The organism is Kutzneria kofuensis (assembly GCF_014203355.1).
Lineage (GTDB): Bacteria > Actinomycetota > Actinomycetes > Mycobacteriales > Pseudonocardiaceae > Kutzneria > Kutzneria kofuensis.
The window spans coordinates 2,661,177-2,681,613 of sequence record NZ_JACHIR010000001.1 but is presented as its reverse complement, the minus strand read 5'-3'; the positions used below and the strand labels follow the sequence as shown (position 1 = coordinate 2,681,613).

16 protein-coding genes and 1 pseudogene are annotated in these 20,437 nt (G+C 70.5%); 9 read left to right on the top strand and 8 right to left on the bottom strand.

All coding sequences use genetic code 11. The annotated features are described in order from the left end of the window. The first annotated feature begins 223 nt into the window (after positions 1–223). The 3 genes and pseudogenes from BJ998_RS12415 (at position 224) to abc-f (ending at position 4,379) form a co-directional block, all read left to right on the top strand. A complete protein-coding gene (locus BJ998_RS12415) occupies positions 224–877 on the top strand; it encodes an HNH endonuclease family protein (protein WP_184861332.1) in 654 nt (217 codons plus the stop codon). A 191-nt stretch (positions 878–1,068) separates the two neighbouring features. Beyond that, a pseudogene (locus BJ998_RS12410) lies at positions 1,069–2,677 on the top strand (ABC-F family ATP-binding cassette domain-containing protein). Between the two features lie 82 nt (positions 2,678–2,759). Then, on the top strand, positions 2,760–4,379 hold the full coding sequence (gene abc-f / locus BJ998_RS12405) for a ribosomal protection-like ABC-F family protein (RefSeq protein ID WP_184861330.1): 1,620 nt from the start codon (positions 2,760–2,762) through the stop codon (positions 4,377–4,379). A gap of 20 nt (positions 4,380–4,399) precedes the next feature. On the opposite strand, the gene BJ998_RS12400 is transcribed toward abc-f, so the two are convergent. Next, positions 4,400–5,656 (bottom strand): aspartate aminotransferase family protein, encoded by a 1,257-nt coding sequence (locus BJ998_RS12400; protein ID WP_184861328.1) that lies wholly within the window; start codon positions 5,654–5,656, stop codon positions 4,400–4,402. Positions 5,657–5,740: 84 nt separating this feature from the next. Here BJ998_RS12400 and BJ998_RS12395 point away from each other — a divergent pair, with 84 nt between their 5' ends. Next, a complete protein-coding gene (locus tag BJ998_RS12395; protein WP_184861326.1) occupies positions 5,741–6,643 on the top strand; it encodes a LysR family transcriptional regulator in 903 nt (300 codons plus the stop codon). A gap of 17 nt (positions 6,644–6,660) precedes the next feature. Here the strand turns inward: BJ998_RS12395 and BJ998_RS12390 are convergent, their stop codons facing one another. The 4 genes from BJ998_RS12390 to BJ998_RS12375 form a co-directional block, all read right to left on the bottom strand. Then, on the bottom strand, positions 6,661–8,043 hold the full coding sequence (locus BJ998_RS12390) for a DUF7125 family protein (RefSeq protein WP_184861324.1): 1,383 nt from the start codon (positions 8,041–8,043) through the stop codon (positions 6,661–6,663). Then, positions 8,040–9,035 carry a hypothetical protein gene (locus BJ998_RS12385; RefSeq protein WP_184861321.1) on the bottom strand — a complete coding sequence of 332 codons (996 nt, stop codon included), beginning with the start codon at positions 9,033–9,035 and terminating at the stop codon, positions 8,040–8,042. Before BJ998_RS12385 ends, BJ998_RS12390 begins: the two co-directional genes overlap by 4 nt. A 103-nt stretch (positions 9,036–9,138) precedes the next feature. Further along, entirely contained in the window at positions 9,139–9,897 is a 759-nt protein-coding gene (locus BJ998_RS49130) for a GAF and ANTAR domain-containing protein (RefSeq protein WP_184861319.1), read from the bottom strand. A 195-nt stretch (positions 9,898–10,092) separates the two neighbouring features. Continuing rightward, entirely contained in the window at positions 10,093–10,554 is a 462-nt protein-coding gene (locus BJ998_RS12375) for a hypothetical protein (RefSeq protein ID WP_184861317.1), read from the bottom strand. A gap of 224 nt (positions 10,555–10,778) precedes the next feature. On the opposite strand from BJ998_RS12375, the gene BJ998_RS12370 reads away from it, so the two are divergent. Further along, entirely contained in the window at positions 10,779–11,669 is an 891-nt protein-coding gene (locus BJ998_RS12370) for a phosphatase PAP2 family protein (RefSeq protein WP_184861315.1), read from the top strand. On the opposite strand, the gene BJ998_RS12365 is transcribed toward BJ998_RS12370, so the two are convergent. The 3 genes from BJ998_RS12365 to BJ998_RS12355 all read right to left on the bottom strand — a co-directional run bounded on the left by BJ998_RS12365 (position 11,666) and on the right by BJ998_RS12355 (position 15,142). Continuing rightward, positions 11,666–12,796 carry a hypothetical protein gene (locus tag BJ998_RS12365; RefSeq protein ID WP_184861313.1) on the bottom strand — a complete coding sequence of 377 codons (1,131 nt, stop codon included), beginning with the start codon at positions 12,794–12,796 and terminating at the stop codon, positions 11,666–11,668. The genes BJ998_RS12370 and BJ998_RS12365 overlap by 4 nt on opposite strands. A gap of 66 nt (positions 12,797–12,862) precedes the next feature. Beyond that, on the bottom strand, positions 12,863–14,383 hold the full coding sequence (gene glpK / locus BJ998_RS12360; protein WP_184861311.1) for a glycerol kinase GlpK: 1,521 nt from the start codon (positions 14,381–14,383) through the stop codon (positions 12,863–12,865). Between the two features lie 9 nt (positions 14,384–14,392). Next, complete coding sequence (locus BJ998_RS12355; RefSeq protein ID WP_184861309.1) at positions 14,393–15,142, bottom strand: IclR family transcriptional regulator; 750 nt, start codon at positions 15,140–15,142, stop codon at positions 14,393–14,395. A gap of 240 nt (positions 15,143–15,382) precedes the next feature. Here BJ998_RS12355 and BJ998_RS12350 point away from each other — a divergent pair, with 240 nt between their 5' ends. Genes BJ998_RS12350 through BJ998_RS12335 form a run of 4 tightly spaced genes read left to right on the top strand, consistent with a single transcriptional unit; the run spans position 15,383 to position 20,431 of the window. Further along, positions 15,383–16,135 (top strand): MIP/aquaporin family protein, encoded by a 753-nt coding sequence (locus BJ998_RS12350; RefSeq protein WP_184861307.1) that lies wholly within the window; start codon positions 15,383–15,385, stop codon positions 16,133–16,135. Between the two features lie 25 nt (positions 16,136–16,160). Then, positions 16,161–17,672: a glycerol kinase GlpK gene (gene glpK / locus BJ998_RS12345; protein ID WP_184861305.1), complete on the top strand. Its 1,512-nt coding sequence runs from the start codon at positions 16,161–16,163 to the stop codon at positions 17,670–17,672. Between the two features lie 24 nt (positions 17,673–17,696). After that, positions 17,697–19,295: a glycerol-3-phosphate dehydrogenase/oxidase gene (locus tag BJ998_RS12340; protein ID WP_184861303.1), complete on the top strand. Its 1,599-nt coding sequence runs from the start codon at positions 17,697–17,699 to the stop codon at positions 19,293–19,295. Continuing rightward, positions 19,292–20,431 carry an amidohydrolase family protein gene (locus tag BJ998_RS12335; protein WP_312890068.1) on the top strand — a complete coding sequence of 380 codons (1,140 nt, stop codon included), beginning with the start codon at positions 19,292–19,294 and terminating at the stop codon, positions 20,429–20,431. Before BJ998_RS12340 ends, BJ998_RS12335 begins: the two co-directional genes overlap by 4 nt. The last annotated feature ends 6 nt before the right edge of the window (positions 20,432–20,437 follow it).

Sequence of the window (20,437 nt, the reverse complement as noted above, 5' to 3'; positions counted from 1 at the left end):
TACCACAACGTCCGCGGGCGCACAGGTCGATCGTGAATCGCGGTCACGCCCCGGCCGGGGGAACCGGCAACCAAGGCATCACGACGAGAAGATGACCGCTTGGCAGATGTTCGGCGAAAACTGTTTATTGTCGGCCCATAGGCCCGTTCGACGTGTTGAGCGGCGGTGTTCCGGGTACCAAACATGGTTGCGTCCGCCCCGCCATCACCCTGGAGGCCCCGTCATGGCCGAATTCGGCTCCACGATTCGACGGCGCTCGTTATCCGCCGCCCTGACCCTGCTGACCTGCGTGGTCGCGACCGTGGGACTGGCGCCGGCGGCCTCGGCGACACCGCCGGGCATTCCGAGCCTGACCACGGCGCGATCCGAGCTCAGCGCCCTGACCGTGGCCGCGCAGGGGTCACTGTCCGGCTATTCCCGTGACCGTTTCCCACACTGGATCATCATCTCCGGCACGTGCGACACCCGCGAGACCGTGCTCAAGCGGGACGGCACCGGCGTGACCGTGAACAGCTCCTGCACCCCGACGGCCGGCAGCTGGTACAGCCCCTACGACGGCGCGACCTGGACGCAGGCCTCGGACGTGGACATCGACCACGTCGTGCCGTTGGCCGAGGCGTGGCGTTCCGGCGCGTCGAGCTGGACGGACAGCAAGCGGCAGTCCTACGCCAACGACCTCACGGACCCGCAGCTGATCGCCGTAACGGACAACGTCAACGAGTCCAAGGGCGACCAGGATCCCTCGACGTGGCAGCCGCCCCGAACGGCGTATCGCTGCACCTACGCCAAGATGTGGATCCAGGTGAAGTACAAGTGGTCGTTGACGCTGCAATCGACGGAGAAGTCCGCGTTGCAGACCATGCTCAACGGCTGCTGAGCCGGCGAAGCCGAGGCCGGCTCCGGGAAGGTCACCGGGGCCGGCCTTGACGCGTCCGGGGTTCGCTGCCATAGTTTGAGCATCATGGTTTACTGACATCGCGCCCAGCCCGCGTCCGCGGCCCGCTCCTCCTGTGAGCAGATGGCCCGGCGGGCATCCCGCATCCCAGTTCCTTCTGCGGTAGGTGTCGCATGTCAAACATTCCCTTTGTGCACGCCCGCGACCTGGTCAAGGCCTATGGCGACCGGCGGGTTCTGGACGGTGTCTCGCTGACGGCGTCCCCGGGCCAGCGGCTCGGCCTCGTCGGCGACAACGGCGTGGGCAAGTCCACCCTGCTCCGCCTGCTCGCGGGCGACGAGGAGCCCGACGCCGGCACGGTGAGCCGGCCGCCGGACTGCGGATTCCTGTTGCAGGAACTGCCTTTCGGCCCCGACAGCACCGCGGCACGTCATCGACGACGCGCTGGCGGACATCAGGGCGGCCCGCCGGCGGTTGGACGAGCTCAGCGAGCGGATGGAGCGTGATCCCGAGGACGCCGAGGTGCTGGCGGCCTACGGCGACGCGCTGGAGTGGGCGCAGGACCACGACCTGTGGGACGCGGACCGCCGCGCGGAGCTGGTGCTCGCCGGGCTCGGACTGTCCGATGTGGACGCCGACCGTCGGCTGGCGGAGCTGTCCGGCGGCCAGCGGTCCCGGCTCGGCCTGGCCGCGCTGCTGATCCGGCAGCCGCGGGCGCTGCTGCTGGACGAGCCGACCAACCATCTCGACGACGAGGCGGTGACCTTCCTTGAGCAGCAACTGAGTCGCTTGCCGGGCACGGTGGTGGTGGCCTCGCACGACCGTGTCTTCCTGGACGCGGTGTGCACGGACATCCTCGACCTGGACCCGGCCCGCGGCGGGGTGACCCGCTTCGGCGGCGCGTACACCGACTACCTGGCGGCCAAGCGGGCCGAGCGGGCCCGCTGGGAGCAGCAGTACGCCGAGGAGCAGCAGGAACTGGCCGCGCTGAGGGAATCGGCGCAGGTGACCGCGCACCAGGTGAACCACCACCGGGTGATGAAGGACAACAACAAGGTCTCCTACGACCGGCACGGCGGGCGGGTGCAGAAGCAGATCTCCCGCCGGGTCCGCAACGCCCAGCAGCGGCTGGACGAGCTGACCCGGACGCAGGTCGGCAGGCCGCCGGCGCCGCTGCGGTTCTCGGCGGACCTGACCGGCAAGCCGGTGCAGGACCAGTTGGCGGTGTCGTTGCGTCACGTGCGGCTGCCGGGCCGGTTGCAGTTGGCGGAGTTGGACGTGACGACCTCGGCGCGGCTGATGGTGCAGGGCGGCAACGGGGCCGGCAAGTCGACGCTGCTGAAGGTGTTGGCGGGCAAGCTGACGCCGGCAAGCGGTGTCGTGCATCGGGCCCGGGGCGTGCGGATCGGCCTGCTGGAGCAGGACGTGACGTTCGCCGACCCGACGAGGACGCCGCGGCAGATCTACGCGGCGGCGGCCGGGCCGGGCGCGGTGTCGCTGTCCCAGCTGGGCCTGCTCGCCGGCCGTGACCTGGACCGACCGGTCGGGCAGTTGTCGATCGGCCAGCGGCGCCGGCTGGCGCTGGCGGTGCTGATCGCCCGGCCGCCGGAGGTGCTGCTGCTGGACGAGCCGACCAACCATCTGTCCCTCGGCCTGGCCGAGGAGCTGGAACAGGCGCTGCGTTCGGCGCCGGGCGCGGTGGTCATCGCGTCGCACGACCGGTGGCTGCGCCGGACCTGGGCGGGCGCCGAACTGGTGCTCGCCGACGGCAAGGTCGCCTGAGCGGATCTGAGAACAAGGAGAAGGAGGGCCGACCGATGGTCAAGCCACAACCGACCGTCCACTTCGAACTCAGGAGGCCGTCTTGTCAGCTCAGCTCACCATTCGATCGGTCAGTAAGTCCTTTGCCCACCGTCGGGTCCTGGACGCCGTCTCGGCGACGGTCCGTCCCGGCGAGCGCGTCGGCATCGTCGGCGACAACGGTTCCGGCAAGTCCACGCTGCTCCGGCTGATCGCCGGCCAGGAGCGACCGGACGACGGCGAGATCATCGTCGCTGCGCCCGGCGGCGTCGGGCATCTCGGCCAGGTGCTGGACCTGTCGCCGGCGGCGACAGTGGGTGACGCGATCGACGCCGCGCTGGCGGAGATCCGTGACCTGCAACGGAGAATCGCCGAGGCAGAGCAGCATCTCGGCGACGCTGACGAGGTCGGCCTCGCCGCGTACGGGGAACTGCTCACGGCGTTGGAACAGCGCGACGGCTACCGGGCCGACGCCAAGGTGGCGGCGGCGATGTCCGCGCTGGGCATCGGCCATCTTGACCGTGACCGTCCACTGGGGACGATCTCGGGCGGCCAGCAGGCCCGGCTCGCGCTGGCCGGAGTGCTGTCGGCCGAGCCGGAACTGCTGCTGCTCGACGAGCCCACCAACCATCTCGACGCGCAGGCGTTGGGCTGGCTGGAGGATCGGCTGCTCGCTCACCGGGGCACGCTTGTCGTGGTCACCCACGACCGGCTGTTGCTGGAGCACGTGGCCACCGCGATCATCGAGGTGGACGGCGATCGCCGCGCGATCACCCGCTACGGCAACGGGTACGCCGGCTATCTCGACGAGAAGCGGGCCGCCCGGCGGCGCTGGGAACAGCAGTACGCGGAGTGGGTCGGCGAGATCGAGCACTGGACGGAGTGGGGCGCGACCACGGCCTATCGGGTCGCCCCCGGCCGTCCGATGAAGGATCACAACAAGTGCAAGTACAACGGGGACGGCCGCCGGGTGCAGGCCAGCATCGCCACCCGGGTGCGCAGCGCGGCCGAAAGGCTCGACCGGCTGCGGGCGGAGCCGGTGCCACGACCGCCGGATCCGTTGCGGCTCAACGCGCCGCTGTCCGGCGGCGTCCCGGACGGCACGGTGATCGAGCTGTCCGGCGTCACCGTCGCCGGCCGGCTGGCGGTCGACCACCTCACGGTCGCCGCGGGGGAGCGGCTGTTCGTCTCGGGGCCGAACGGGGCGGGCAAGTCCACGCTGCTCGCGGTGATGTCCGGCGAGCTGCGCCCGGACACGGGCACGGTGATCCGGACCGGCCGGATCGGCTACCTGCCGCAGGAGAACACGGTCCGGCACCCGGAATGCAGCGTGCTGGCCACGTTCGCGCACGGCCGGGTCGGCACCGCCGACGAGCATGCCGAGCGGCTGATGTCGCTGGGCTTGTTCGCCGAGTCCGACCTGCGCACGCCGGTGGGCTCGCTGTCCATCGGGCAGCAGCGCCGGCTGGCACTGGCGCGGCTGCTGGTGCGCGAGGTGGACGTGCTGCTGCTGGACGAGCCGACCAACCACCTGTCGCTGACGCTGGTGGAGGAGTTGGAGGCCGCGCTGGCCGACTACTCCGGCGCGGTGGTGGTCGTCTCGCACGACCGGCTGCTGCGCAAGCGTTGGCGCGGCGACGAGTTGCCGCTGTGTGACGGTCGGCCGCTGCTGGTTGCCGCCTGACATGGGGGGTCGAAGGGCGCTCACGCGCCCTTCGACCCGGTCTTCACGGCGTCGCCGATCGCTTGGTCCAAAATGGACAGCCCGAGGGTGATCTCGTCCTCGCTGGCGGTCAGCGGCGGGGCGATGCGGAAGACGCCGCCCATGCCCGGCAGCTGCACGATGTTCATGTGCAGCCCCAGTTCCAGGCAGCGCCGGGTGACGCGGCGGCCCAGGTCGTCGGAGACGAGTTCGAGGCCGGCGAGCAGGCCGCGGCCGCGGACGTCGGCGACGACCTCGTGGTTGCCCGCGATCTGGTCGAGGCCGTGCCGGAGGACCGTGCCGAGGTACCGGGCGCGTTCGTCGAGACGATCGCGGGTCAGCACGTCGAGCACGACGTTGCCGACGGCGGCCGGCAGCGGGTCGGAGACGTGGGTGGTGAAGAACAGGTACCCACGATCATGGGCCGCCTGCTCGATCTCGGCGCTGGTCACGACGGCCGCCAGCGGTAGGCCGGCGCCGAGCGTCTTGGACAGGGTGAGGATGTCCGGGACGACGCCGTCGCGCTCGAAGGCGTACCAGCTGCCGGTTCGGCACAGGCCGGTCTGGGCCTCGTCGAGGATGAGCAGCATGCCCCGCTCGCGGCACTTCTCGTGCAGCGCGGCGAGGTAGCCGGGTGGGGGTTCGATGACACCGCCGGAACTGAGGATCGGCTCCACGATGCATGCGGCGAGACTGCCGACCGACTGCGCGTCGATCATCTCGAACCCGACGTCGAGTTGTGGTCGCCAGTCGCTGTGCGGCACCGGCAGTGCGAAGTTCCCGGGCGCGGCCGGCCCGTAACCCTTGCGGCCGGCGCTGTAGGTCGCGCCGGCGGCGGCCTGGGTCATGCCGTGCCACGAGCGGGCGAACGACACGATCTCGTGCCCGCCGGTGACGAGCTTGGCCATCCGGATGGCGGCTTCGTTGGACTCCGCGCCGGTGGTCAGCAGCAGGACCTTCTCCAGCGGTGACGGCAGCGTCCCCGCCAGGCGGCGGGCCAGGTCCACCACGGGCCGGCTGAGCATGCCGCTGAACAGGTGGTCCAGTGTCGCGGCCTGGCGTCGCACGGCGGCGACGATCTCCGGGTGCGAGTGGCCGAGAATGGCGCTCATCTGCCCGGACGTGAAGTCGAGGATCCGGCGGCCGTCCTCGGTGACGACGAAGCTGCCCTCGGCGCGGGCGATGATCTCGCGGGTGAAGTCGGCCCTGCCGGCGTAGCGGACGAGGTGCCGGTCGGCGTCTGCCCAGAAGTCAGCCATGACGCCGACGGTAGGGCCGCCCCGAGCGACACGTCCATCTCACGATTCCGGCATGGCTGTGCGCTTTTGCCGAACAATGCCGGCATGCTGAACCCGTGGCGCCTGCGGCTGCTGAGCCGCCTCGACACACTCGGCACGATTCGCGCGGTCGCTCAGGACGCCAACCTGAGCGCGTCGAGCGTGTCGCAGCAGCTGGCCGTGCTGGAGGCCGAAACCCGCACCCAGCTGCTGGAACGCACCGGCCGTCGGGTCCGCCTGACTCCGGCCGGGCAGATGCTCGCGCGGCGGGCGCGGGCGATTCTCGACCACATGGACACCGTCGAGGCCGAGCTGCGCGGGCTTCGTGAGGAGCCCGCCGGCCTCGTCCGGCTCGGGGCGTTCCAGAGCGCGATCCACACCCTCGCCGTGCCCGCCGTGGCCCGGCTGGCCCATCCGCGGCTGACCGTCGAGCTGCTGGAGCTGGAGCCGCACGAGAGCATCCCCGCCCTGCGCGGCGGCGACGCCGACGTGATCATCACGACCACCGACTTCGTCGAGCTGCCGCTGGGGCCCGACCTCGACATCGTGCCTCTGGCCACCGATCCCGTCGTGCTCGTCACCTCGCCCGACCGCCCCGTTCCGCGCGGTCCCGTCGAGCTGTCCGCCTACGCCGGCGAGCCGTGGGCGCTGGACATCCCCCAGTCCTACATGGCCAACCTGACGCTGCGCCTCTGCCGTGAGTCCGGCTTCGAGCCGCGCGTGGTGTGCCGGTTCAGCAACTACCTCATGACACTGCAACACGTCGAGGCCGGCCTGTCGATCGCCCTGCTGCCCGGCCTCGCCGTCGACCCGCGCTACCGCGTGGTCACACGGGAGCTGGCGGTTCCGGTCAGCCGCCGGATCGCCGCCGTCGTCCGCCGCGGTTCGCCGCCGCGGGCCGCGGTGAACCTGGTGCTCAACGCCTTGCGGGAACAGCCGGTCCCCAGTCCTTTGTGGACAGCCGGCTAGGCTGCCTGCACGCGAACTCAGAACCCCTTCACCGGCTCGCCGACCTCGATTCCCTCGCCGGTGATCACGAACCTCCTGGTCTCGGGCAGGTTCTCGTTCGCCCGGGACTTGAGCACGGTCATCGCGCGGTCCAGCTTCGGCCCGTTGCGGACGTAGTGCAGCAGCACCAGGTTGTCGGACAGGCGGGAGAATCCCTGCTGCGTCAGCTGCCGCTGGCCGAACAGGTCGGGCACATCGAGCGTGAGCAGCGTGCTGATCCCGGCCTGCGAGCAGCGGCTCAGCAGCGAGTGGGCGAACTCGGTGAACCGCCGCTGGTCCTCACACGCGGCGGCGAGGTCGGTGAGACTGTCGACGACCAGTCGCCGGCACCCCGTGGCTTCCAGAAAGTCCAGCAGCTCGTAGAACCACTGGTCGATGTAGATGTCGTTGGGTGATTCGCAGCGCAGTGCGACGTCGTTGTTCTGCGGGTCCCAGCCCAGGCTGCGGATGGCGCGGCCGAGCTGGGCGCGATTCTCCTCCAGCGTGGTGAAGGTACACCTCTCACCCAACTCCGCACCCCGGTACGCGAAGTGCAGCCCGAGTACGGTTTTTCCGCATCCTGACGGGCCGGCCACCACCGTGCTCGAACCGGGCCAGTAGCCGTCGTTGAGCATCTTGTCCAAGGCGGGGATGCCCGAACTCACCCGAGTTCGCTCCCCGTGCCGCTCGGTCACCGCGCTGACGTCGCTGAGCCGGGGGAAGGCGTCCAGGCCACGGTCGGTGATGCGGTAGGCGTGCCAGCCGGACAGGCACGCGCTCCCCCGGTGCTTGAGCACCTGCAAGGCCCGGTTGGTTCGCTGCCCGCTGGCCTGGGTGGACAGCACGACGGTGGTGTCGGCGATGGCGTACTCGGGCGAGGTCGCCAGTTCGGGCTCGTCGTACTCGGCCAGCCACAGCGCGCAGGTGGCCAGGGCGCTCAGGCGGCCGGCCAACTCGTAGAGGAAACGGGCGTACTCGGTCGCGTCGTGCGCGGCGACGCGCAGCGCCTTGACGCTGTCGATGACCAGCATCGCGCACGGCGCCCTGGTGATGATCTCGGTGATTCGTTCCAGTCCGGCCCCCAGGCCGCCGTTGATCACCACGTCGCCGATGTCCTCGAACACCACCGCGGTGCCGATCCGGTCGGGGTCGCAGAAGGCCAGGCCCTGCACGAACTGAGTAATCTTGGACAGCGGCTCGGTGAGGGTGCTCAGGTAGACCACCGGGGCGTCGGGGCGGCCGTTGGCGAACGCGTACTGCTGGGCCAGCAGGGTTTTGCCGGAGCCGGGAGCCCCCGCCAGGAGCGTGATCGACGGGTTGACCAGACCGCCGCCCAGGATCGTGTCCAGCCGGGCGCACCCGTTGGTCAGACGTTCGGTCATGCCGGCACCTGCTCTCGGGCGGCCGGGTGCTGGTCGCGGACGGCGGCGACGACGCGCGACAGCGGGGTCGGCCTGCGCAGCAGTGTGGCGGCCCCGGGCGGCGCCTGTCCCGACGACGCCGCGGACATCGCGATCACCCGGGTGCCGCTCGCCGCCAGGTCGCGCCCGAAATCGGCCGCGCCGGGCAGGAGTTGGTCGATGATCGCCACGGGCGGCGGGTTCGCCCGTTGGGCCTGCGCGGCGGGCACCGTCGTGGTCGTGGTGATCTCGAAGCCCTCCGCCCGCAGCATCCGCGCCAGGCAGCTGGTGACGAATGGGTCGGCCTCGACCAGCAGCACCCGGGTGTCGCGGTCCTGGCCGGAGAAACCGTCACGGACCTCGGGCGTCCACGTCAGGACCTGCCGCGCGCTGTGCGCCAGCGGCTGGTTGACGTGGTCGGCGTGGCGGCGGAGCGCGGCGAGCGCGGTGGGGATGTCCTCGCCGCGCCGGGCGGCGAGGGCGCCGGTCGCCTGCCAGACGGTGATCTGGTCCTGGAACGCGCGGTGCTGCGCGAGACGCGGGGCCGTGTCGGGAAGGGCCTCGGCGGCTGCGTCGGCCAACATGCCCGCCGCGGCGATCACGGCCCAGCCGTGAGCGGTGTCGAGCTCGTCGGCGGTCAGCACGGGCGCCTGGCGGCACAGCAGCACCAGGGTCCCGACGAGGACGCCGAAGGCTCGCATCGGAACCGTGTACAGGGCCCGGATGCCGTGTGTGCCAGCGAACTGGGCCAATCGCGGCCACTGGTCGGCCTGCGTCGCCGGGGTGAGACAAGCCGGCGCGCCTTCGTTCTGCTCCTGTGTGTCCCGGAGGTCGCGGTCGGCCTGGACGGCGTGAAACGCGTCGAACAGCCGGGAGTCGGTCGCGGCGATCACGCGCGGGCGGGCCAGGCCGGTGGACACCAGCACACCGGCGGCGTTGACGCCCGGAAGCTGGGCACACGCGTCGGCGAGCAAGCAGGCAGCGTCGAGCGTGTACCCCCGGGTTGCCACCATCATGGCTAATCGCGTCGTCGTGGAGTTCGTTCGCGGCACCACTGTCGCCCACCTCCTGCGCCTTCTACTCGTGATCGTCATCGCCACAGCCGGAGATGCCCGGCGAGTCGTCGGGCCACAGTCTCAGCACGCCGTCGACAACGTCATCGGCGACATCGGACAGCCGTCGGCCGGAGGCGTAGGCGTGGCCGCGCAACCGCAGGAACGCCTCGGTCAGCGTGCAGCGCAGCTGCACCGAGAGCATGCCCGTGGCCTGGTGCACGGTCAGCCAGCGACCGTGGAACCCCTCGACCACGAGTTCCTCCGCGTCCGGCTCGTCGACGTCGACCACCTCGGTGATCAGCTGGGCGGTCATCACCTCGGCGAACACCAGCGCCAGGTTCAGCTCGTCACCGGAGAGCGGCACCTCTCGTGTCCGGTAGACCTCCAGCGCGCCGACCGTGATCTCACCCATCAGCAGGGGGAACGCGAAGACCGCGAACGACGAGTGAGCCGCCGCGGCGGAGCCGAACACCGGCCACCGCGTGAGGTTCTCCTGGTGCGCCAGGTCCGCGACCAGCACGGGCACACCGGCGTGGATGGCCGTCAGGGCTGGTCCCTCGCCGAGGGTGATCTGAAGTTCGATCATCCGCTCGACGGCGTCGGTGGTGGCGCAGGCGGGCTCCGTGCCGCCGTCACCGACCAGGTACACCCCGACGCCGCAGGCGGTGAGCTGCTCGTGGCAGACGAGGGCGACATGACGCACCGACACCGGGCGGCCGTCCGCCTGCGCGCGGGCGCGTACCTCCTCGTAGATGTTCTGCGGATCCTGCTCGATCACCACGTGCGCCGCCTCCCCAGCACAGCTGACCGCGTTTGTGCAGCTACGTCTCGGGAGACGACGCTAGGTTCGGGCGCGCGGCACCGGCCAGTGCCGAACTGCCGTGGGCGGAGATGGCTTTCGTCTCCTCGATCATCGAGGCTTTCGACCTCGGCGGGACGCGGCGTCACACCTGATGGCCGCCGGTCGCCACGCCGTTCAGCAGTTGATGGCGCGGATCCAGACGTTCTCGGCGTTGGCGCCGGGTTCGGCGTTGTAGTTCCAGGACCGGGCGTACCACTCGAAACCGTTGTGCAGGACGAGAGCGCCGCCGTTGTAAGGGGTGTCGCGCTGCCACTGGCCGGCCTGGCAGAGGCTGTTGAGGGTGGTGGCCGGCGGAGCGGTGGCGGCGGGCGCGTGCGTGGTGGTCCTGGGCGGCGCGGCGGGGGCCTTGGTGGTGGTCCGCGTGGTCGTGGGCGGCGGCGTGGTGGTGCTCGTCGCCGGGGCGGAGGTGGCGGTGCCGGTGGTCGTCGAGGAGGACGGGGCGGCGGTCGTGGTGAACGGCGCGGGCTCGGCGACGGGGTCGGGGGAGCGGGTCACCGCCCAGAAGACCATGCCGAGGCAGAACAGCCCGAGGACGACGGCGGTGATGATCACGATGCGCGTCTGGCGGCGAGTCATGGCCGGCATACCTCCGTGAGCCCGGTCGGGGGAACGGCATAGCGCAAGTGGGTGATCTCCACGGCGGCTCACCTTAGCCCGTTTCGCACGGTAATCGTGAAAGGGGTTCACTTCACGTGTGGGCGTCACTGGCGGAGAGCAGTCGGGTTCCGGTCGCCGGCGACCGGATTCCCGCAGCTCACGGTGGCGCCGGGCGCGTGGTCCACTGTGGATAGCATGCGGCCATGCTTCGGTCGGAGGAGTCCTCGGCTCAGCAGACGCAGGACGTTCCCGCCCGCCGCTGGCTGCATGTGGCCATCGGCAGCGCGATCGTCACGGTCGCTGTCTACGTTCTGGCGGTGCTGACGCCGGTCGGCCAGTCGCTGGAGAACGCGGCGCTGCGCGGGGCGGACCAGGTCGGCGCGAGCGAGGCGGGCAACGCCAACGCCAGCCTGGACCAGATCACCGTGTACTCCCTGGCGGCGGCGGTGGTGGTGATTGCCGCGATCGGCCTGCTGCGCCGCCGCTGGGACCTGGCGCTGGCCTCGGTCGGGGTGATCGTCGCCGGGCAGATCGTGACGCAGGGCCTCAAGCGCTACGTGCTGCCGAGGCCGTCCCTGGTGCCGCTGACCGGCCACTACGCCGACAACAGCCTGCCCAGCGGCCACACCACCGTCGCGATGACGGTGCTGTTCGCGGCGCTGATCGTGGTGCCGTACCGGTGGCGCGGCGTGGCGCTGTTCTTCGTGCTGTCCTGGGCCGTCGGCATCGGCTCGTACACGGTGACGGCCAAGTGGCACCGCCTGTCCGACACGCTGGCGGCCGACGCGATCGCGCTGGCGCTGGCCTGCCTGGCGTCGTGGTGGCTGGCCAGGCGCGGCCTGGTGCGCCACCACGACGGCAAGCGTCGGATCCCGCGCGTACTGATCGTCACGTTCACGGCGGTCGGCGGCGCGGTCCTCCTGGCGCTGGGCGTGTTCTTCCTCGTCGTGCCGCTCGCCCAGAACGGCTTGGACAGCGTCCTGCGCGACGACACGTGGATCGTCTACATCGCCGCACAGACGCTGGCCTCGGCCGGGTCGATCATCGCGGCGCTGGTCTTCCTGGGAACCTGGCGCCGGTTGGAGATCGGCTAGGGCTGGCTCGGCGAGAAGTACCCGGCGATGTCCACGATCACGTCGACCGCGCCGGCCAGGTTGTACACCGAGAACGACTTCTGGTTCAGGGAGACCAGGGCCATGTTCGGCACCGTCTGACCGGCGCCGAGGTTCAGCGTCGAGGCGTCGGGCCGATCGAAGCCGGTCGGCCAGGCGGTGAGGAACGTCGAGGCGGTGGCGTCGGTCGCGGTGATGTTCACGGCGACGGCGGAAGCGCTGAGCACGGTCTGCTGGCTGACGTCGACGTTCAGCACGCCGCCCGGGCCGACCGGGCTGCTGTCCCGCGTGTCGATCACGCGGCGCGGCGGGCCTGGGAAGAACCAGTCCCCGCCGCTGCTGTCGTAGTAGCCGGACACGTCCGCGATCAGGTCCACGCTGCCGAGATGGTTGTACAGGTCGATCTTGCGGCTGGCCGGCAGCGCGACGGTGACCAGGTTGGCCCGGGTCTGCCCGGGCGCCAGGTTCAGCGAACTCGCCGACGGCCGCGGAATGCCGTCCGGCCACGCCGTGACGAAGGTGGAGGCGGTGGTGTCGGTAGCCGTCAGGTTGAACACCACGGCGGTCGCCGTCGCCGGCAGCACCGACGACAGGTCCAGCACGGTCGTCCCGTGTGGTCCGACCGGCCCACCGCCGGTGCGCGTGTCCATCACCCGCTGCGGCGCATGGCCCCGGTACCCCGATCCGGTTTCCGCGTAGTAGCCGGCGAGGTCCGCGATCACCCCGAGATCACCGTGCACCCAGACATCGAGCTTCCGGTTGGCCGGCAGGGAAACCGTGGTCAGATTGGCCGCGGTCTGCCGCTGCGACACGTTGAGGTTCGACGTGTTCGGCCTCGCCTCGCCATCGGGCCACACGATGACGACGCTGTCCACGTTCGCCTCGGCGCCGGTCAGGTTCAGCACCACCGCCGCCGTGCCGGCCGGCACCGCACCGGACAGGTCCAGCACGAGGTGATCACCCTCGACGCCCACACCGGTGCCGTCCCTGGTGTCCAGAACCCGTTGCGGCGTCACGGCGGTGAATTTCGTGGCCGGAGTCGTGGCGTTCGCCGGGACGGCCACCGCCACCACCGTCAGAACGGCAAGCAGCACAGCACGTATCGACATCTTTCCCACCCTGATCCGGGGTGACGCCGCTGCGGCGTCCGCTGCCCCCGAATCCCCGGACCCACCCTAGCGTTCGCGCGGACGCCTCGGCTTCGCCCATCCGAACGTAAGCTCGACGGCTCGCTTCCAGTTGGCGTACTCGGCGTCCCGGTCGGCGGCATTCCACTGTGGATTCCATCGCGCCGCGAGATGCCAGTTCCGGCGCAGTCCTTCGAGATCCGGCCAGTAGCCGACGGCCAGTCCGGCGGCGTAGGCGGCGCCGAGCGAAACGGTCTCCGCCACCATCGGCCGCAGCACCGGCACGTCCAGCACGTCGGCGATGGTCTGCATCAGCAGGTGATCGGCGGTCATGCCGCCGTCCACCTTCAGCGCCTTCGACGGCACGCCCGACTCCGCGGTCATCGCGTCCACCACCTCGCGGGTCTGCCACGCGGTGGCTTCGAGCACCGCTCGGGCCAGATGTCCCTTGGAGATGTACGAAGTGAGGCCGACGATGATACCGCGGGCCTCGCTGTGCCAGTGCGGCGCGAACAACCCGGAGAACGCGGGAACGATGTAGCAGCCGCCGTTGTCGGTCACGGTCCGGGCCAGCGTCTCGATCTCGGGGGCGCTCTGGATCAGCCCGAGCTTGTCCCGGAACCACTGCACGAGCGACCCGGTGACGGCGATGGAACCCTCCAGCGCGTAGGTGGCCGGCTCGCCGCCGAGCTGGTAGCCGATGGTCGTCAGCAACCCGTGCTCGGACTTCACGAGCGTGTCGCCGGTGTTCATCAACAGGAAGCTGCCGGTGCCGTACGTGCACTTGGTCTCGCCCTTGGCGAAACACGTCTGCCCGAACAGCGCGGCGTGCTGGTCCCCGAGCGCGGCGGAGATCGTCACGCCCGGCACCACCCGCGTGGTCCGGCCGTGGATCTCCGTGGAGGCCCGGATCTCCGGCAGGATCCGCGCCGGAATGTCGAAAAAGGACAGCAGCTCGTCGTCCCACGACTGGGTGGTGAGGTTCATCAGCATGGTGCGGCTGGCATTCGTCACGTCGGTGACGTGCAGGCCGCCGCTGACGCCGCCGGTCAGGTTCCAGATCAGCCAGGTGTCCATGGTGCCGAACAGGACGTCGCCGCGTTCGGCCCGTTCCCGCAGTCCGGGCGTGTTGTCCAGCAGCCACCGCAGTTTCGGCGCCGAGAAGTACGTCGCCAGCGGCAGGCCGCATCGCTCTCGTATACCCGAGCTTTCCGGCCGAGCGGTCAGTTCGCCCACCAGCTCCTCGGTGCGGATGTCCTCCCACACGATGGCGCGCCCCACCGGGACGCCGGTGTGCCGGTCCCACACCACGGCCGTCTCGCGCTGGTTGGTGATGCCCAGCGCCGCCACCTGTTCCGCGCCGACGCCGGCGTCCCGCAGCGCCTGCGGCATGATCCGGTCGACGTTGCGCCAGATCTCGACGGCGTCCTGCTCGACCCAGCCGGGCCGCGGGTGGTACTGGCGGTGTTCCCGCTGCACGACCGAGACCAGCCGGGCGTTCTGGTCGAACAGGATGCACCGGGTGGAGGTGGTGCCCTGGTCGATCGCCATCACATACCGTTGCGCCATGATCCCCGCTCAGTTGCTCAACGCCCGGGACACGGCCTCGGCCGCGCTGGCCACCTGACTCACCAGGGCCGGCTTGGGCCGGCTGGCCGAGTCGCAGATCCGGTCCACCGCACCGGAAACGCCGATCGCGCCGACGACAAGGCCGCCGAAGGCCCGGATCGGCGCGGCGATGCTGGCCTCGCCCGGCATGTACTCCTCGGCCTCGCTGGCCCAGCCGTTGGCCCGCACCTGCGTCAGCACCCGCTCCAGCGCCTGCGGCGCGACGATCGTCCGCCGGGTCAGCGAGGTGAGCTCGCGATCGCGGGCCAGCGACGCGTCGTAGGCCAGCAGCACCTTGCCGAACGCGGTAGCGTGCAACGGAAGCATCGCCCCGACCCCCAGCGTCTGCATCGTGTCGTCCGGCCGGAAGACGTGGTGCACGACCAGCACCGCGCCGTCGTGGTGCACGCCGATGCGCACCTCCTGGCCGCTGCGCGCGGCCAGCGTGTCGGCCCAGTTGATCGATCGCGAGCGCAGCTCGTTCGCGTCGAGATAGCTGGTGCCCAGGTGCAGCAGCGCGGCGCCGAGCTTGTAGCGGCCGGTTTCCTGGTCCTGTTCGACGAATTCGACCCGCTGCAGGGTGCGCAGGATGCCGTGCGCGGTGCCCTTCGGCAGGCCGAGCGACGCCGAGATCTCGGCCAGCCCGTACTGGCCGGAGCCGCGCGCCAGCAGCCGCAGCATGGCGGCGGCACGCTCGATGGACTGGATGGGGCCCGGCACGGCGTCAGCTAATCAAACGAGCCCGTTGTCGGCAATGTCGAACGCCCGGTGGTGGCACGGACCCCGGTCGGGGGCCGTCCCATGGGCGTAATCGTCGGACAGTAACCGATCGGCCACTCTGTGGCGTGACTCACCGTTCGACATTGTCGACCGCGGCCCGTTGAGCGGCCCGTTTCCGCTGCCTACGTTCCCCTCACTCACTGGGGGTGGGTGGCCGTTCAACGACGAATGGAGGAGTGGGTGGCTCTCGGAGCGGTGTTCCTCAGCGAGGTGCTCGGCACCGGCCTGCTGATCTTGCTCGGCGCGGGCGTGGTGGCGAACGTGCTGCTGACGAAGTCGAAGGGCTTCGACGGCGGCTGGCTGCTGATCAACTTCGGGTGGGGGCTGGCCGTGATGGCCGGCGTCTACGTGGCGTACAAGTCGGGGGCGCATCTCAACCCGGCGGTGACGATCGGCATCCTGAGCAGCGGGGCCAGCACGTACGCCCCGGGCGTGGCGGTGACGTTCGGCTCGACCCTGGTCTACCTGGCCGGCGAGATGGTGGGTGCGTTCCTCGGCGCCTGCCTGTGCTTCCTCGCGTACAAGAAGCACTTCGACGAGGAGCCGGACGAGGGCAAGAAGCTGGCGGTGTTCTCCACCGGCCCGGCGATCCGCAGCTACGGCTGGAACTTCCTGACCGAGGTGCTCGGCACGTTCGTGCTGGTCTTCGTGGTGCTCTCGTTCGGCAAGACGCCCTCGGGCCTCGGCCCGCTGGCGGTGTCGCTGCTGGTGGTCGGCATCGGCGCCTCCCTCGGCGGCCCGACCGGGTACGCCATCAACCCGGCCCGCGACCTCGGGCCGCGCATCGCGCACGCCATCCTTCCCTTGCGGTACAAGGGAGAGCCGGCCTCGACCGAGCCGAAGAACTCCGACTGGAGTTACGCGTGGGTGCCGGTCGCCGGCCCCATCGTCGGCGGCGTCATCGCCGGCCTGATGTCCCACATCGCGTTCTGATCGTTCCGACGGGGAGGAAACCACCATGGCCCAGCACATTCTCGCCATCGACCAGGGCACGACCAGCACCCGGGCGATCGTGTTCGACCACGCCGGCTCGATCGTCTCGGTGGGGCAGAAGGAACACAAGCAGATCTTCCCGCGGGCCGGCTGGGTCGAGCACGACCCGGCCGAGATCACCGCGAACACCCGGTACGTCATCGGCCAGGCGCTGGCCAAGGCCGACCTGAACATCGGCGACCTGGCCGCCGTCGGCATCACCAACCAGCGCGAGACCGCGGTGGTGTGGGACCGCCGGACCGGCGAGCCGGTGTACAACGCCATCGTCTGGCAGGACACCCGCACCCAGTCCATCGTGGACGACCTCGGAGCGCTCGGCGGCGGGGCCGACCGGTACAAGGCCAAGGTCGGCCTGCCGCTGGCCACCTACTTCTCCGGCCCCAAGGTGCGGTGGATCCTCGACAACGTCGAGGGGGCCCGCGCCAAGGCCGAGAACGGCGACCTGCTGTTCGGCAACACCGACACGTGGACGCTGTGGAACCTGACCGGCGGCCCGAACGGCGGCGTGCACGTCACCGACGTGACCAACGCGTCCCGGACCATGCTGATGGACCTCGACACGCTGTCCTGGGACGCCGACATCGCCGCCGAGATGGGCATTCCGCTGTCCATGCTGCCGGAGATCCGGTCGTCGTCGGAGAACTACGGGACCGGCGTCGGGGTGCTCAACGGCGTGCCGATCACCGGTATCCTCGGCGACCAGCAGGCGGCCACCTTCGGCCAGGCCTGCTTCGACGTCGGCACGGCCAAGAACACGTACGGCACCGGCAACTTCATGCTGCTCAACACCGGCACGGAGAAGGTGGCCAGCCACAACGGCCTGCTCACCACCGTGTGCTACAAGATCGGCTCGCAGGCCCCGGTGTACGCGCTGGAGGGCTCCATCGCGGTCACCGGCTCGCTGGTCCAGTGGCTGCGGGACAACCTCGGCATCATCGGCTCCGCCTCGGAGATCGAGGGCCTGGCCCGCAGCGTCGAGGACAACGGCGGCGCGTACTTCGTGCCGGCCTTCTCGGGTCTGTTCGCGCCGTACTGGCGGGCCGACGCCCGCGGCGCGCTGGTCGGCCTGACCCGCTTCGTCAGCAAGGGACATCTGGCCCGGGCCGTGCTGGAGGCGACCGCCTTCCAGACCCGGGAAGTCCTGGACGCCATGAACGCCGACTCCGGCGTCGCCCTCACCGAGCTCAAGGTGGACGGCGGCATGGTCGTCAACGAGCTGCTCATGCAGTTCCAGGCCGACATTCTCGACGTGCCGGTGGTGCGGCCCAAGGTCGCCGAGACCACGGCGCTCGGCGCGGCCTACGCCGCCGGGCTCGCGGTCGGGTACTGGAGCGGCGAGGACGAGCTGCGGGCCAACTGGGCCGAGGACAAGCGCTGGTCGCCCGAACTGGACGCGTCCGAGCGGGAACGCGTCTACCGCAACTGGAAGAAGGCGGTCACGAAGTCGTTCGACTGGGTCGACGACGACGTGCGCTGAATGATCGACTAGGAGGAGTTCCCGATGTCCGCAAGGCTGGACGCCGGCTACCGCGAGGCGGCCCTGCGCACCCTGGCTTCGACCGAGTTCGACGTGCTCGTGGTGGGCGGTGGTGTGGTCGGTGTCGGCGCCGCCCTCGACGCCGCCTCGCGCGGGCTGTCCGTCGCGCTCGTCGAGGCGCGGGACTGGGCATCGGGAACCTCCAGTCGGTCGAGCAAGCTCGTGCACGGCGGGCTGCGCTACCTGGAGCAGCTCGAGTTCTCGTTGGTACGGGAGGCGTTGCGGGAGCGCGGGCTGCTGCTCAAGCGTCTCGCCCCGCACCTCGTGAAGCCGGTGCCGTTCCTGTACCCGTTGACGCACAAGGGATGGGAGCGGCCGTACGTCGGCGCCGGGCTGATGCTGTACGACACCATCGGCGGCGCGACGTCGGTGCCGATGCACAAGCACCTGTCCCGTACCAAGGCTCTGGCCATGTCGCCGGGTCTGCGGCCCGACGCGTTGACCGGCGCCGTGCGGTACTACGACGGCCAGGTCGACGACGCCCGGTTCACCATGATGGTCGCCCGGACCGCCGCCCAGCACGGGGCGACCGTGGTGAATCGGGCCGAGGTCACGGAGTTGCTGCGTGACGGCGTCGACGTTGTCGGCGCTGTCGTACGGGATGCGTTGTCCGGTGAGGAGATTCGGGTCCGGGCGCGGCGGGTGATCGGCGCGACCGGCGTGTGGACCGAGGCGAACCCCGGCTTCCGGGTGCAGATGTCCAAGGGCGTGCACCTGGTCGTGGCGCGGGAGCGGATCGAGCTCGATACTGGGCTGATCATGCGCACCGAGAAGAGCGTGCTGTTCGTGATCCCGTGGGGCCAGCACTGGATCATCGGCACCACCGACACGCCCTACTCGGATGCGCCCGACCGGCCGTCCGTCACCGATGAGGACGTCGAGTACCTGTTGCAGCACGTGAACAAGGTGCTGCGGGATCCGCTCACCGTCGACGACATCGTCGGCACCTACGCCGGGCTGCGGCCGCTGCTGGCCGGGAAGAACAGCGAAACCGCCAAGTTGTCCCGCGAGCACGCCGTTGCCTCGCCCGCGCCCGGGTACTTCGTCGTGGCCGGCGGGAAGTACACGACGTACCGGGTCATGGCCGCCGACGTCGTCAACGCCGCCGTCCGTGGCCTTGGCGGTGTCGCGCCGTCGCTGACCGCGCGGCTGCCGATCCATGGCGCGGTCGGCTACCGTGAGCTGTGGGATGACCGGATCGCTTTCGCTTCCCGCAACGGCTTGTCCGTGTCCACTGTGGAGCGACTGCTGGGCCGGTACGGGTCGGCGGTGTCCGAGCTGGTGGAGTTGATCCGGCAGGATCCTGCGCTGGCCCAGCCGGTGACCGGCGCCGAGGGGTACCTGGCGGTCGAGATCGTGCACGCCGTCACCCACGAGGGTGCGCTTGATCTCGACGATGTCCTCAGCCGGCGGACCCGCATCGCGTTCGAATACCCCTCACGCGGGCTGGCCTGCCTGGAGCACGTCGCCGACCTCGTCGGCGCCCGGCTCGGCTGGGACGTCTCGACACGTCACGACGCCATCGAGGCATATCGGGCCGGCGGTGTCATGCTGACCGCGTGATCGGTCTTCGCTGCGCACGGCTGTTCGACGGCGACACCATGCACCACGGTCGGCGGACCGTGGTGCTCGACGGTGGCCGGATCGTGGGAGTCGGCGCTACCGACGCTCCCGTTGTCGACCTGGGCGACGTCACGCTCATGCCCGGGCTGGTGGACGCCCACACGCATCTCGCCTTCGCGCCCGGCAGCGACATTGTCGGTGACATGACGTCGCTGCCGCGCGAGGTCGTGCTGGAGCGGATGCGTGAACACGCCGGTCAGGCGCTGCGTGCCGGCATCACCACCGTGCGCGACCTGGGGGACCGGGACTACCTCGCCGTCGAGCTCAGGGACGGTTCCTCCGCGCTGCCCGAGATCCTCGCCGCCGGGCCGCCGATCACCACTCCCGGCGGGCATTGCTGGTTCCTCGGCGGCGAGGTGCCGGCCGACCGGTCTGCGCTGGCCGACGCCGTCGCCGAGCGGGTGGCGCGGGGTGTCGACGTCATCAAGGTCATGGCCACCGGCGGCAGCATCACTCCCGGCAGCGCCGCCCACGAGTCCCAGTACGACTTCTCGCAGCTCAGTGCCATCGTCGAGGCTGCGCACTCAGCCGGCCTACCCGTCACCGCCCATGCCCATGGCGGCTCCGGCATCCGCGACGCCGTTCGCGCCGGCGTCGACGGCATCGAGCACGGCACCTTCCTCACCGCCGACGGCGCCGAGCCCGATTGGTCCACCATCCGCGAACTCATCGCCGCTCGCGTCTACGTCGGCGTCACCGCCGGCAGGTTGCTCACCGACGCCCCGCCGCCACCCCGTGTCCTCGCCGCCCGCGCCTTTCTCCCGGAGATGCAACGCTCCGGCGCTCTGCTCGTCTGCTCCTCCGACGCCGGCATCATTTCGTACAAGCCCCACTACTGCCTTCCCTTCGGTCTCACCGACTTCCAGCAGTTCACCGAGCTTTCCCCCGCCGCCGTCCTCACCTCCGTCACCCGCCTCGCCGCCGACTCCTGCTCCGTCGGCTCCCGCAAGGGCCGCATCGCCCCCGGCTACGACGCCGATCTGCTTGCCGTGCACGGCGATCCCAGCCAGGACCTCGCCGTTCTCCGTGACGTGGCCGCCGTCTACCGCGCCGGCGTCCCCGTCGAGCTGGGCTAGCATCGC

Coding starts and splice junctions, on each gene's coding strand:
- BJ998_RS12375 (WP_184861317.1), bottom strand. CDS start 10,554: ATGACTCGCCGCCAGACGCGCATCGTGATCATCACCGCCGTCGTCCTC.
- BJ998_RS12395 (WP_184861326.1), top strand. CDS start 5,741: ATGCTGAACCCGTGGCGCCTGCGGCTGCTGAGCCGCCTCGACACACTC.
- BJ998_RS12365 (WP_184861313.1), bottom strand. CDS start 12,796: ATGTCGATACGTGCTGTGCTGCTTGCCGTTCTGACGGTGGTGGCGGTG.
- BJ998_RS12400 (WP_184861328.1), bottom strand. CDS start 5,656: ATGGCTGACTTCTGGGCAGACGCCGACCGGCACCTCGTCCGCTACGCC.
- BJ998_RS12390 (WP_184861324.1), bottom strand. CDS start 8,043: ATGACCGAACGTCTGACCAACGGGTGCGCCCGGCTGGACACGATCCTG.
- BJ998_RS12370 (WP_184861315.1), top strand. CDS start 10,779: ATGCTTCGGTCGGAGGAGTCCTCGGCTCAGCAGACGCAGGACGTTCCC.
- BJ998_RS12415 (WP_184861332.1), top strand. CDS start 224: ATGGCCGAATTCGGCTCCACGATTCGACGGCGCTCGTTATCCGCCGCC.
- BJ998_RS12340 (WP_184861303.1), top strand. CDS start 17,697: ATGTCCGCAAGGCTGGACGCCGGCTACCGCGAGGCGGCCCTGCGCACC.
- glpK (WP_184861311.1), bottom strand. CDS start 14,383: ATGGCGCAACGGTATGTGATGGCGATCGACCAGGGCACCACCTCCACC.
- glpK (WP_184861305.1), top strand. CDS start 16,161: ATGGCCCAGCACATTCTCGCCATCGACCAGGGCACGACCAGCACCCGG.